Source organism: Ideonella sp. sgz306126 (assembly GCF_056032705.1).
On sequence record NZ_JBVYWP010000004.1, the window covers coordinates 330,348 to 343,647 of the forward strand.

General features: G+C 70.0%; 9 protein-coding genes, 1 other RNA gene and 2 riboswitches. Of the genes, 3 read left to right on the forward strand and 7 right to left on the reverse strand.

Translation table 11 applies throughout. The annotated features are described in order from the left end of the window. Nucleotides 1-2: 2 nt before the first annotated feature. The 4 genes from AC0N04_RS13920 to gcvT all read right to left on the reverse strand — a co-directional run bounded on the left by AC0N04_RS13920 (nt 3) and on the right by gcvT (nt 6,025). The gene (locus tag AC0N04_RS13920; RefSeq protein WP_474282643.1) at nt 3-1,394 is read right to left on the reverse strand and encodes an L-serine ammonia-lyase; all 1,392 of its coding nucleotides are present in this window, start codon (nt 1,392-1,394) and stop codon (nt 3-5) included. Between the two features lie 62 nt (nt 1,395-1,456). Further along, nucleotides 1,457-4,366: an aminomethyl-transferring glycine dehydrogenase gene (gene gcvP / locus AC0N04_RS13925; protein ID WP_474282645.1), complete on the reverse strand. Its 2,910-nt coding sequence runs from the start codon at nt 4,364-4,366 to the stop codon at nt 1,457-1,459. A gap of 88 nt (nt 4,367-4,454) precedes the next feature. After that, nucleotides 4,455-4,829, reverse strand: a complete 375-nt coding sequence (gcvH, locus tag AC0N04_RS13930) for a glycine cleavage system protein GcvH (RefSeq protein ID WP_474282647.1) — start codon at nt 4,827-4,829, stop codon at nt 4,455-4,457. A 44-nt stretch (nt 4,830-4,873) separates the two neighbouring features. Beyond that, complete coding sequence (gene gcvT / locus AC0N04_RS13935; protein WP_474282649.1) at nt 4,874-6,025, reverse strand: glycine cleavage system aminomethyltransferase GcvT; 1,152 nt, start codon at nt 6,023-6,025, stop codon at nt 4,874-4,876. Between the two features lie 44 nt (nt 6,026-6,069). Continuing rightward, a riboswitch (glycine riboswitch) is annotated at nt 6,070-6,197 on the reverse strand. A gap of 16 nt (nt 6,198-6,213) precedes the next feature. Next, a riboswitch (glycine riboswitch) is annotated at nt 6,214-6,308 on the reverse strand. Nucleotides 6,309-6,384: 76 nt separating this feature from the next. On the opposite strand from gcvT, the gene AC0N04_RS13940 reads away from it, so the two are divergent. Beyond that, nucleotides 6,385-8,034, forward strand: coding sequence for an acyl-CoA synthetase (locus AC0N04_RS13940; protein WP_474282651.1), 1,650 nt, complete (start codon nt 6,385-6,387; stop codon nt 8,032-8,034). A 43-nt stretch (nt 8,035-8,077) separates the two neighbouring features. Beyond that, nucleotides 8,078-8,869 (forward strand): enoyl-CoA hydratase, encoded by a 792-nt coding sequence (locus AC0N04_RS13945; protein ID WP_474282653.1) that lies wholly within the window; start codon nt 8,078-8,080, stop codon nt 8,867-8,869. Nucleotides 8,870-8,893: 24 nt separating this feature from the next. On the opposite strand, the gene ffs is transcribed toward AC0N04_RS13945, so the two are convergent. The 3 genes from ffs to AC0N04_RS13960 all read right to left on the reverse strand — a co-directional run bounded on the left by ffs (nt 8,894) and on the right by AC0N04_RS13960 (nt 11,169). After that, nucleotides 8,894-8,991: signal recognition particle sRNA small type (gene ffs, locus AC0N04_RS13950), an RNA gene on the reverse strand. A 73-nt stretch (nt 8,992-9,064) separates the two neighbouring features. Further along, complete coding sequence (locus tag AC0N04_RS13955; RefSeq protein WP_474282655.1) at nt 9,065-10,192, reverse strand: AIR synthase-related protein; 1,128 nt, start codon at nt 10,190-10,192, stop codon at nt 9,065-9,067. 83 nt (nt 10,193-10,275) lie between these two features. Further along, nucleotides 10,276-11,169 (reverse strand): hypothetical protein, encoded by an 894-nt coding sequence (locus AC0N04_RS13960; protein WP_474282657.1) that lies wholly within the window; start codon nt 11,167-11,169, stop codon nt 10,276-10,278. Between the two features lie 153 nt (nt 11,170-11,322). On the opposite strand from AC0N04_RS13960, the gene dnaX reads away from it, so the two are divergent. Continuing rightward, on the forward strand, nt 11,323-13,266 hold the full coding sequence (gene dnaX / locus AC0N04_RS13965) for a DNA polymerase III subunit gamma/tau (RefSeq protein WP_474282659.1): 1,944 nt from the start codon (nt 11,323-11,325) through the stop codon (nt 13,264-13,266). The last annotated feature ends 34 nt before the right edge of the window (nt 13,267-13,300 follow it).

Sequence of the window (13,300 nt, forward strand, 5' to 3'; positions counted from 1 at the left end):
GATCAGCACTCGACGATGTTGACCGCCAGCCCGCCGCGGGCGGTCTCCTTGTACTTGGTCTTCATGTCGGCGCCGGTCTCGCGCATGGTCTTGATCACCTTGTCCAGGCTGACGAAATGGCTGCCGTCGCCGCGCAAGGCCATGCGCGACGCATTCAGCGCCTTGACGGCCGCGATCGCGTTGCGCTCGATGCACGGGATCTGCACCAGGCCGCCGACCGGGTCGCAGGTCAGGCCCAGGTGGTGCTCCATGCCGATCTCGGCGGCGTTCTCGACCTGCTCGGGCGTGCCGCCCATCACGGCCGCCAGGGCGCCGGCAGCCATCGAGCAGGCGACGCCCACCTCGCCCTGGCAACCGACCTCGGCGCCCGAGATGCTGGCGTTCTCCTTGTAGAGGATGCCGATGGCCGCGGCGGTGAGCAGGAAATCGACCACGCCGGCGTCGCTGGCGCCCGGGACGAAGCGCGTGTAGTAGTGCAGCACGGCCGGCACGATGCCGGCGGCCCCGTTGGTCGGTGCGGTGACCACCCGACCGCCGGCCGCGTTCTCCTCGTTGACCGCCAGTGCGTAGAGATTGACCCAGTCGATCACCTGCAGCGGGTCGGTCAGCGCCTGTTCCGGATGCGCGGTGAGCGACCGGTACAAGGCCGCGGCGCGCCGCTTGACCTTGAAGCCGCCGGGTAGTGTGCCCTCGGTGCGGCAGCCTCGGGCCACGCAGTCCTGCATCACCTGCCAGATGCGCATCAGGCCGGCATCGACCTCGGCATCGCTGCGCCAATGGCGTTCGTTGCGGCGCATCAGGTCGGCGATCGACAGGCGGTGGGTGCGGCACAAGGCCAGCAGCTGGTCGCCGCTGGCGAAGGGCAACGGCAACGCGGTGGCATCGGGGGCGATGTGCTTGTGGCGCGTGCCGTCGGCGGCAACCTCGTCGCTGACCACGAAACCGCCGCCGACCGAGTAGTAGATGCGCGAGGCGATCTCGGCGCCGTCCGCATCGAAGGCGGCGAAACGCATGCCGTTGGCGTGGAAGGGCAGGGACTCGCGCTTCAGGAACAGCAGGTCCTCCACCTCGATGAAGGGCAGGTCGTGCTCGCCGAGCAAGGCGATGCGTTGGTGCTCGCGCAGCGCCGCCAGCAAGGCCGGCACCGCGTCCACGTCGACCGTGTCCGGCTCATGGCCGGCCAGGCCCAGCAGCACGGCGCCGTCGCTGCCGTGGCCCTTGCCGGTGGCGCCGAGCGAGCCGTACAGCCAGCAGCGGACGCGGGCCGCCCGAGCGAGTTGGCCATCCGCACGCAGCCGGGCCGCGAACAGCCGGGCCGCCCGCATCGGCCCGACCGTGTGCGAGCTGCTGGGGCCGATGCCGATCTTGAAGAGGTCGAAAACAGAAACTGCCATCGCAGGCCTCCGATCGGGGGGGACCGTGGCCGGCGCCGCGAGGCACCGGTCGGGTCAAGAACTCACTCGGCGTAGTCGCTCACCGGGATGCAGGCGCAGAACAGGTTGCGGTCGCCGTAGACATTGTCGACCCGACCGACCGGCGACCAGTATTTGTCGCCCCGCAGCGCCGGCACCGGGTAGGCCGCCTGCTCCCGGCTGTAGGGGTGCGACCAATCGGCCGCGAGCAGGCTTTCGGCGGTGTGGGGCGCGTTCTTCAGCGGGTTGTCCTCGCGCGGCCACTGGCCGCGCTCGACCTGCCGGATCTCGTCGCGAATCGCGATCATCGCGTCGCAGAAGCGGTCCAGTTCGGCCAGCGGTTCGCTCTCGGTCGGTTCGACCATCAACGTGCCGGCGACCGGGAAGCTCAGCGTGGGCGCGTGAAAGCCGTAGTCGATCAGGCGCTTGGCGACGTCCTCGGCGCCGACGCCGGACACCTCCTTCAGCGGCCGCAGGTCCAGGATGCACTCGTGAGCGACGCCGCCGCCCTTGATGCCGGGCTGCCCGCCGCTGAAATGGATGTCGTAATGGTCGGCCAGGCGGGCCGCCACGTAGTTGGCGCTGAGGATCGCGGTCTCGGTGGCGCGCTGCAGGCCGTCGGCCCCCATCATGCGCACGTACATCCACGAGATCGGCAGCACCGCGGCATTGCCCAGCGGCGCCGCACTGACCGCACCGGCCCCCGTGCCCACCGTGCCGGCATAGGCACCGGCCGCGCGGGCCGTGGCATGGCCGGGAAGGAAGGGCACCAGGTCCTCGACCACGCACACCGGCCCCACACCCGGTCCGCCGCCGCCGTGCGGAATGCAGAAGGTCTTGTGCAGGTTCAGGTGGCTGACGTCGCCACCGAACTCGCCGGGCGCGGCCACGCCGACCAGCGCGTTCATGTTCGCGCCGTCCACGTAGACCCGGCCGCCGTACCGGTGGACCAGGGTGCACAGCTCCTTCACGCGCGGCTCGAACACGCCGTAGGTGGAGGGGTAGGTGATCATCACCGCGGCGAGTCGCTCGGCATGCTGTTCGCACTTGGCACGCAGGTCGTCCAGGTCGACGTTGCCGCTGGCGTCGCACTTGACCACCACCACCTGCATGCCGGCCATCTGGGCCGATGCCGGGTTGGTGCCGTGGGCGCTCTCGGGGATCAGGCAGACCGTGCGCCCGGCCTGGCCGCGCGAGGCATACCAGCCCCGGATTGCCAGCAGCCCGGCATATTCGCCTTGCGAACCGGCGTTCGGCTGCAGGCTCACGCCGGCATAGCCGGTGGCCTGGCACAACCAGGCGGTGAGCTGCTCGTTCAGCAACTGGTACCCCCTCAGCTGCTCGGCCGGCGCGAACGGATGCACCTGGGCGAATTCGGGCCAGGTGATCGGGATCATCTCGCTGGTGGCGTTGAGCTTCATCGTGCACGAGCCCAGCGGGATCATGCTGCGGTCCAGCGCCAGGTCCTTGTCGGCCAGGCGGCGCAGGTAGCGCAGCATCTCGGTCTCGGAGTGGTGGCGGTTGAACACCGGGTGGGTCAGGAAGGCGCTGCTGCGGCGCAGCGCGGCCGGGATCAGCGGCTGGGCGCCGTCCTGCAGCGCCTCCACGCTGGGCAGGGCCTGGCCGTCGCTGGCGAACCAGCCCCACAGCGCGACCAGGTCGGCCCGGGTGGTGGTCTCGTCCAGCGCGATGCCCAGATGGCGATCGGAGACGCGGCGCAGGTTGGCGCCGCCGGCCAATGCCTTGGCGAGGATGGCGTTGGTGCGGTCGCCGGTTTCCACGGTGAGCGTGTCGAACACGGATCGAACCAGCAGCTTGTGGCCCAGTTGCTCCAGCCCCCGGGCCAGGATGGCGGTGTAGGTGGCCACGCGGGTGGCGATGCGCGTCAGGCCCACCGGGCCGTGGTAGACCGCGTACATGCTGGCCATCACCGCCAGCAGCACCTGGGCCGTGCAGATGTTGGACGTCGCCTTTTCGCGGCGGATGTGCTGCTCGCGGGTCTGCAGCGCCAGCCGGTAGGCCGGGTTGCCATGCACGTCCACGCTCACCCCCACCAGGCGGCCGGGCATGGAGCGCTTGTACTCGTCGCGGCAGGCCAGGTAGGCGGCATGCGGGCCGCCCGCGCCCATGGGCACGCCAAAGCGCTGGGTGTTGCCCACGGCGATGTCGGCGCCGAACTCGCCCGGAGGCACCAGCAGCGTCAGCGCCAGCAGGTCGGCCGCGACGATGAAGGCGGCCTGCTTGGCATGCGCCGCGTCGACCTGGGCCTTCAGGTCGTGGATCAGGCCGGTGGTGGCCGGGTACTGGGCGACGACGGCGAAGTAGTCGTGCTGTTCCATCAGCTGCGGCGCCATGCCCACCAGCACCTCGATGCCCAGCGGCTCGGCGCGGGTGCGGATGACCTCGATGGTCTGCGGGTGGCAGTCGCCGGCCACGATCAGCGTGTTGCTCTTGCTCTTGACGCTGCGCTTGGCCAGGGTCATGGCCTCGGCGGCGGCGGTGGCCTCGTCGAGCATGCTGGCATTGGCCATGGCCATGCCGGTCAGGTCGCAGACCAGGGTCTGGAAGTTCACCAGCGCTTCCATCCGGCCCTGGGAAATTTCCGCCTGGTAGGGCGTGTAGGCGGTGTACCAGGCGGGATTTTCGAGGATGTTGCGCAGGATGACGCCCGGCGTGTGGGTGCCGTGGTAGCCCTGGCCGATGAAGCTCTTGAGCACCTGGTTCTGCGCCGCGACCGCGCGCAGCTCGGCCAGCGCCTGCGCTTCGCCGACCGGCGCCGGCAGGTCCATGGCGGTGGGGCGGCGAATCGCTGCGGGCACGATGGCACCGATCAAGGCCTCGCGCGAGGCCGCGCCGATGACGCCGAGCATCGCGGCTTCGTCGGCGGGGCTGGGGCCGATATGGCGGGCGGTGAATTCGCTGGCGTTCTCCAGCGTGGCAAGCGGTGTCGTCATGAGGGGTCTCGGTCGGGCAGGGGCCGCCGCAGTCCGAGGCCATCCGGACAAGGACGGCTTCGGCCGACGGAAGGGCGTGAGCGGTGGGTCAGAGCGTCTTGAGCAGCGCGTCGTAGCCCGGCGCGTCCATCAGCTCGTCGAACTGGGTCATGTCGGCGACCCGCACCTTGAAGAACCAGCCATTGCCCAGCGGATCGGTGTTGGCCAGCGCGGGGTTGTTGCGCAGCTCTTCGTTGACCTCGACGACCTCGCCGCTGACCGGCATGTAAATGTCGGCGGCTGCCTTGACCGATTCGACCACGCCGGCAATGTCGCCCTTGGCGTAGCTCTTGCCGACCTCGGGCAGGTCGACGAACACCACGTCGCCCAGCGCATCCTGTGCGTGCAAGGTGATGCCGACGACCGCGGCTTCGTGGTCCTCGATGTTGATCCATTCGTGGTCGGGGGTGAACTTGGTCGTCATGACGTGCTCCTGGTTGAGGGGGGACGAAAGGAGGCGGCAGCGCCTCAGCCGCGGTAATAGCGGGTCGGGTTGAAGGGCAGGGCAGCGACCGTCATCGGCAGGCGCTTGCCGCGCACTTCGGCGAACACCTCGGTGCCCAGCGCCGTGTGGCTGAGCGGCAGATAGGCCATCGCGACCGGCTGGTTGACGGTGGGTGCCAGCGTACCGCTGGTGACGATGCCCAGCGGGCGGCCGTCGGCCGCCACCAGCGGTGTGCCTTCGCGGACCGGCGCCCGCTCGCGGCCGATCAGGCCGACCCGCTTGCGGGTGGCACCGCCGGCAAGCTGCGCTTCGATCACCGCAGCACCGGGGTAGCCGCCAGCACGCGCACCGCCGGGGCGGCGCACTTTCTGGATCGCCCAGGTCAGCGCGGCTTCGACCGGCGTGGTGGTGGTGGAGATGTCGTGTCCATACAGGCACAGCCCGGCCTCCAGCCGCAGCGTGTCGCGGGCGCCCAGGCCGGCCGGCTTGACTTCGGGTTGGGCCAGCAAGGCGCGCGCCAGCGCCTCGGCCTGGTCCCGGTGGACCGAGATCTCGAAGCCGTCCTCGCCGGTGTAGCCCGAGCGGGTGACGAAGCAGGTGGCACCGGCCAGCGTGAAGGTGCCGGCGGTCATGAAGGTGAGGGAGGCGACGCCCGGATGCAGGCGCGCGAGTGCGGCGGCGGCCTGCGGGCCTTGCAGCGCGAGCAAGGCCCGTTCAGGCAGTGGCAGGACCTGGCAGCGCGCGCCGATGCGGTCACGCAGGTGGGCGATGTCGGCGTCCTTGCAGCCGGCATTGACGACGACGAACAGGTCGCCGAACGCGGCGGCATCGGCGGTGGCCGGGCGGGTCACCATCAGGTCGTCGAGCAGGCCGCCCGCCTCGTTGGTGAACAAGGCGTAGCGCTGCTTGCCGGCGGGCAGGTCGACCAGGTCCACCGGCACCAGGGTTTCGAGCGCTGCCGCGGCGTCGGGGCCGATCAGCCGCAGCTGGCCCATGTGCGAGACGTCGAACAGCGCCGCCGCGTCGCGGCACTGGCGATGCTCGGCCATCAGGCCGGCGGGATATTGCACCGGCATCGCATAGCCGGCGAACGGCACCATGCGGGCACCCAGTTCGAGGTGCAAGGCGTGCAGCGGGGTGGTGAGCAGCGGAGCGTCAGGCGAGGCAGCGGACATCGGCGGACTTTCGAGGGCAGTTCATGAAACCAGTGTGGTCGAGAAGTGCCCCCGCTGTCCGCTTTACCTGAGAGATTGACAGCGCCGTGGTTCACAGCAGCGCCGCTTGCCCCTTCGGTGGACGGGCTCCCGATGTCGCCATCGGCTCCCGCCTCTCTCCAGTGAGGAACGCATCGCTTTTGACGGCGTTGCGCTTGCCAGTCCTTTTGCCTGAGCGTTCGAGGCGGTTAAAGCCTCTGCGCCTTCGGCGGCCCCGGGTGGGGCTCTCTCCTAGCAGGCGCCCAGTGTACCCGAGGCGTTGTCAGCCAAGCTCCAGCCACGGCGTATAAAGTGGGACGCTGGCATCCGATGGAGACCGCATGAACAACATCTATGAACAAGATCTGGGGCCCACTGCGGCCAATCACGTGGCACTGTCGCCCGTGAGCTTCGTCGAGCGCAGTGCCGAGGTCTTCGGCGACCTGCCGGCGGTGATCCACGGCCAGCGGCGCTACACCTGGGCCCAGGTGCGGGAACGCAGCGCACGGCTGGCCGCGGCGCTGCGGGCGCTGGGGGTGGCGCGTGGCAGCACGGTCAGCGTGATGCTGCCCAACACCCCCGAGATGGTCGAGGCGCATTACGCGGTGCCGGCCCTGAACGCCGTGCTCAACACCTTGAACACGCGGCTCGACGCCTCGCTGCTGGCCTGGCAGATGAACCACTGCGAAACGGCCGTGCTGATCACCGACAGCGAATTCGGCCCGCTGATGTACGAGGCGCTGCGCCTGCTGCGCGAGAAGCACGGACGTCAGCCGATCGTCATCGACGTGACCGACAGCGAATTCACCGGCCGCTCCGAGCGCGTCGGCAGTCACGAGTACGAGGCCTTGCTGGCGGCGCATGCGCCGCTGGCCAGGCTGGACGGGCCGCGTGACGAATGGGACGCGATCGCCGTCAGCTACACCAGCGGCACCACCGGCGATCCCAAGGGCGTGGTCACCCACCACCGCGGGGCCTACCTGAACGCCGTCTGCAACGCCGCCACCTGGACGATGCCGAACTTCCCGCGCTACCTGTGGACGCTGCCGATGTTCCACTGCAACGGCTGGTGCTTCCCCTGGACGGTGGCGATGCTGGGCGGCACCCATGTCTGCCTGCGCAAGGTCGATGCCAAGGCCATCCTGGAGGCGATGCGCGAGCATGGCGTCGACCATTACTGCGCCGCTCCCATCGTCCACAACCTGCTGATCAGTGCGCCGCCCGAGTTGCGCGACGGCATCACCCAGCGCGTGCGCGGCATGGTGGCCGGGGCCGCACCGCCGGCGGCGATGATCGAAGGCATGGCGCGGCTGGGTTTCGACATCACCCATGTCTACGGCCTGACCGAGGTCTACGGCCCGGCCGCTGTGGCGGTCAAGCGCGAGACCTGGGCCCGCCAGGACCTGTCGGAGCAGACCCGGCTCAACGGCCGCCAGGGCGTGCGCTACCCCTTGCAGGAAGGCATGACCGTGATGGACCCGGAGACGATGACCGAGGTGCCGGCCGACGGCCAGACGATGGGCGAGATCATGTTCCGCGGCAACATCGCGATGAAGGGCTACCTGAAGAACCCCAAGGCCACCGAGGAAGCCTTCCGCGGCGGCTGGTTCCACACCGGCGACCTGGCCGTGCTCGAGCCCGACCGTTACGTCAAGATCAAGGACCGCAGCAAGGACATCATCATCTCGGGCGGCGAGAACATCAGTTCGCTGGAGGTGGAAGACGCGCTGTACCGCCATCCCGCCGTGGTGTCGTGCGCCGTGGTGGCCCGACCCGATCCGAAGTGGGGCGAGACGCCGGTGGCGTTCGTCGAGACCGCCCCCGGCGCCACCGTCAGCGCCGAGGAGTTGGTGGCGCACTGCAAGGGGCTGCTGGCGAGCTACAAAGTGCCGCGCGAGATCCGCTTCGAGCCGATCCCGAAGACCTCGACCGGCAAGATCCAGAAGTTCATGCTGCGCGACCGGGCCCGCTCGGCCGCGGCGTTCGAGTGAGTCGGCGGGCCGATCGGCACTGCCGTGACCGGAGGAACCCACCATGCTGACCACCGACGATCCCTTGCTGCTGCGCGAGACCGATGCACGCGGCGTCGTGACCCTGACGCTCAACCGGCCGCAGGCGTTCAACGCCTTGTCCGAGTCGCTGCTGACCGCGCTGCAGGCCGAGTTCGATGCGCTTGCGCAGGACGAGACGATCCGCGTCGTCGTGCTGGCCGCCGCGGGCAAGGCGTTCTGCGCCGGCCATGACCTGCGCGAGATGCGGGCCGATCCCTCGGCCGCGTATTACGCCAAGCTGTTCGCGCAGTGCGGAAAAGTCATGATGGCGATCCAGCGCCTGCCGGTGCCGGTGATCGCCAAAGTCCAGGGCATCGCCACGGCGGCAGGCTGCCAGCTGGTGGCGATGTGCGATCTGGCCGTGGCGGCCCGCACCGCCCGCTTTGCCGTCAGCGGCGTCAACCTGGGCTTGTTCTGCTCGACCCCGGCCGTGGCCTTGAGCCGCAACCTGGGTCGCAAGGCGGCCTTCGAAATGCTGGTGACCGGCGAGTTCATCAGCGCCGATGAGGCCCGGGTCAAGGGTCTGGTGAACCGCGTCGCCGAACCGGCCGAACTCGACGCCGCGGTCGAGGCACTGGTGGCCACGATCGTCGCCAAGCCACGCACCGCGGTCGCGATGGGCAAGAGCCTGTTCTACCGCCAGTTGGAGGCCGGCATCGAGGCGGCCTATGTGGACGCGGGCCAGACCATGGCCTGCAACATGATGGACGAGGCCGCGCTGGAGGGGGTGCAGGCCTTCATCGACAAGCGCGCGCCGAACTGGCCCCAGGCCTGACCTCGGCGGCGCGTGGCAAGAGAGGGTGACGAGCCTTGCCCTCGGCACTGGTCACAACAGTTAGGGCTGCTTGGTTCCCCACCTGACCCGGTTGGCCGTGCTCCCATGCGAGGAGGCCCGTCAGGGCGGATTGTAAGCGATGGCCCCCGTTTCCCCGACCCGAGGGGCCACGTTGTTTCGCGGAGTCGGCCGGGTTCAGCGCAGTTGCAGGTCGTCGTCGCCGAAGCGCACGTCGATCGGTTCGATCAGCACCTGCTTGGGCCCCGCCTCGACCTGACCAGCGACCAAGGCCGGCACGCCGTGGGCCTGGGCGATGGCCACCACCTGAGCCGCGTCCTGCGCCTTGACGAACAGCGCGAAGCCGGCACCCATGTTGAGCGTGGAGTACGCCTCACGGTCGTCGTGGCCGGCGTGCTGCTGGATGAAGCGCAGCACCGGCGGCACCTCGGGCACGCTGTGGATGCGGTAGGTCTGCTGGCTCGGGTGGCGCAGCAGTTTGCGCCAGCCGTGGCCGGTGATGTTGGCGCTGTAGTGCACGCTGATGCCGGCGCGGGCCACGGCTTCGGTGATCGGGCTGTAGAGCGTGGTGGGCGCCAACAGCGCGTCGCCGTAGCTGAGGCCGGGGGCGACTTCGGTCAGGTAGCCGCCGGGCAGGCGCTCCGCGAGCTTGCGCGCCAGGCTCAGGCCGTTGGCGTGGATGCCGCTCGACGCCAGCAGCACGATCGCATCGCCGGGTGCCAGCGCATCGCCGACGCTCAGCCGGCTCTTGGGGTTGACGATGCCGGTGCACGAAGCCGCCAGGTCGATGCGCCCGCTCTCGACGATGCCCGCCAGCGCCGGCGTCTCGCCGCCTCCCCAGGCCACACCGCAAACATCGCAGGCGGCCTTCCACCCGGCCACCAGCGCCTGGGCGCGTTCGGCGTCGCCGAACCAGTCGCTGCCACCGGCGGCCCAGTAGGCCTGCACCACCAGCGGCGTGGCTCCGACCGTGATGAGGTCGTTGACCGCCATGGCGATCGTGTCTTGCGCGATGCCGGCGTAATAGCTCTTGCCGGTCAGCGCCTTCATCTCGTCAGCCACCAGCGCCTTGGAGCCCAGGCATTCGACGATGCTGGCCAGGTAGAACGGCCCCACGTCCACCACATAGGCCGATTCGCCGCGCGAAGCGGCGATCTCGCTGAAGCCATGGCCCGCGAGGTGGCCGGCCGTGGCCGCGGCTGCGCGCTGGGCGGCGACCTTCAGCGGGTCGATCAGGTCGTAATTGACGCCGGCTTGTTCATAGCTGAGCGGTGCGGAGTTGGGGGTGGAGGCAGAGGAACTCATGTGCCGGATTATCCCGCAGCCGCTGCCCCCCCGGCCCGGTGCCGACGGCCCGCGTGCCCTGTTGCACGCAGGCCATCGCGGCGTCAGCGCTTGACGCGCAGCTTGGCGTCCTTGCGCATCGCCTCACCGAGCTTGGCGGCCGTGATTTCCAGCTGCTTGGCGGCGATGTCCAGGCTGGCGGCCCGGGTCTCGACGCCGCCCTTGCGAGCCGCCTCGGCCAGCGCCATGGCGCCGGCGAACTCGCGCACCAGCGGACCCCAGGGGTCCACCGGACCGTGGCCGGTCGGGCCGCCGCCGTCGACCATCACGCCCCAGCTGACCCAGGTGCCGATCTCATAGCGGTGCGGGTCGACCCATCGCGACGGGCCGGCGGGCCGCTGGTAGAACGCAAAGGCGACGCCCTGGCTCTGGGCGGCCGCTTGCAGGTCGGCCGCGACCACGGTGTCGGCCCCAGGCGGCGCCTGCAGCACGACCTGCCAGTTCAGCAAGGGCGTCGCGTGGATGCTGGCAAAGGCCTGGATGTGCTCCAGCGCCGCTGACGGCACCCAGCCGTCTTCGTTGGCGGCGGCGCCCAGGCCCGCGTCCGGCGCGACCGAGACGAAATCGTCGTCGACGAAGTTGCCGAGGTTGACGTCGAAGGCGTCGATCAGGGTGCCCGGCTGGCCGTTGCCATCGCCCAGCGGGACATACCAGGCGATCGCATTGACCGGGTCATCGCCGACAGGCACGTTGACGCTGTTCTGGGTGGTCACGAACGGGCCGTTGGCGCCCCCGGTCACCGACCAGAACGCGAACCACGCGGTCTGCGGCTTGCCCTGGGCATCGGTGTAAGGGTACTGGGGCGACGCAAGGGCCTGGTAGACGCCGGGATCCGCGGCGGTGCTGCTCAGCGGCGGCACCAAGTCGAGCGAACTGCTGCCGTGGTGACGGCGTCCGCGAGAAATCCAGGTGACGTAGCGGGTCTGGACGGTGGTCATGAGCGTCTCCGGTGAGGTGTTGGCGCGCCAGCGAGCGCACCATCGTCGAAAGACCCTATGCTGCGCCGGGTGGGCGCCGGGCCCCACCCCCAGAGGCAAGGGGGATCGAAGCTCCGAGCTAGGGAGAGGGCCTGACCCGTAGAATCAATGCCCATGAGCTACGTCGTTCTGGCCCGCAAATACCGGCCCCGCAGTTTCGAGGACATGGTTGGCCAGGATCACGTGGTCAGGGCGCTGACGCATGCGCTCGAGCAGCAACGTCTGCATCACGCCTACCTGTTCACCGGCACCCGCGGCATCGGCAAGACCACGGTTTCGCGCATCCTGGCCAAGAGCCTGAACTGCACCGGGCCCGACGGCACGGGCGGCATCACCGCGCGGCCTTGCGGCGTCTGCAGCGCGTGCCGCGAGATCGATGCCGACCGTTACATCGACTACACCGAGATGGATGCCGCGTCCAACCGCAGCATCGATGAAATCCGCGAACTGATCGAACGCGCGGCCTACAAGCCGACGGTCGGGCGATTCAAGGTGTTCATGATCGACGAGGCCCACCAACTCACCAAGGACGCGTTCAACGCCTTGCTGAAGACGCTGGAAGAGCCGCCGGACTACCTGAAGTTCGTGCTGGCCACCACCGATCCCGAGAAGATGTTGCCGACGGTGCTGAGCCGCTGTCTCCAGTTCAATCTGCGCCCGATGGCGCCGCAGACCGTGGCCGACCATCTGTCGCAGGTGCTGGCGGCGGAACAGGTCCCGGCCGAGCCGGGCGCGCTGCGCCTGTTGTCGCGCGCGGCCCGCGGCTCGATGCGCGATGCGCTGTCGCTGACCGACCAGGCGATCGCCTATGGCGGCGGGCGGCTGGAAGAGTCCGCCGTCAAGGCGATGCTGGGCTCGGTGGACCGGGCTCACGCGCAGCGCCTGGTCGAGGCGCTGGCGGGACGCGACGGGCGCGCGGTGCTCGACGAATGCGAGGGCTTGCGGCGCCAGGGATTGTCCGCGGCGGGCACGCTGGAGGAAGTGGCCCGGCTGCTGCAACAGATGGCCGTCGAGCAGGCGGTGCCTGGCGCACTCGATGCCGCCGATCCGGACACGCCGGTCGCACAACATTTGGCGGGCACGCTCGCGGCCGACGAGACGCAGTTGCTCTACAGCATCTGCCTGCAAGGCCGGGCTGAACTGAGCCTGGCCCCGGACGAATACGCCGGCCTGGTGATGGTGCTGCTGCGCTTCATGGCGTTTCCGGCCACTGGCGGAGACGCCGCGCGCCCGACCGATGCGACGGGCGGCCGCGCTGACGGCGCAGCCGCGGTGCAGGCTGCCGTTGCGGCGCCGATCATGGCCGCGCCGCTGCGCGCTGAAGCGACGGCGCGCGCGGCGGTGCCGGTGCCACAGCGGGAGAACGGTGGGGCTCTCGCGACCCCGGTCGACGCTGCGCCGTCCCGAGGCCGCCCGCTGACCCCGCCGCAGCCGCCTGCGGCGGACGAACCGCCGCCCTGGCTGGACGAAGGTCCGCCCTTCGATGGGGCCGAAGGCCTCGCGCCGGCGCAGCCGCGCGCACGAACGGGGCAGGGCGCTGTGTCGACGACCAGCGGGCCGCCGTCCGCCCTTGAGGCCGTGCCCACCCCGATACGTTCCGATCCCACGCCGGTGCCGCCTGCGCCCTTGTCGCCGTCGCCGGTGCTGCAACGCACGGCCTTGGGCGATCGCTGGGCCGAGGTGGTGGGCAGCCTGGCTGCGGCAGGACAGATCACCGCCATGGTGCGGGAGCTGGCCTTCCAGTCCGAACTGACCGAGGTGTCACCATCGGGCGCCGACGAGGTCTGGCGATTGACGGTGGCGCGCGACAGCCTGCGCACGCCGGCGCTCGCCGAAAAGCTGCTGGAGCCGCTGAGAGCCGCCACCGGCCTGGCGCGCCTGCGGCTGGACCTGATCCCCGGCGTGGCCCGGGATTCTCCGGCCCTGCGCGAGGCAGAGCGGCAGGCCTTGCGGCAGCAGGCCGCCGAGCAGGCCGTGCGCGCGGACCCGCTGGTGCAAAGCCTGCTCGCGCGGTTCAGCAGCGCCCGCATCGTGCCAGGCTCGATCAAACCGGTCTGATCGCCACCCGGTGTGGGCGGCGCGAGAACCTCAT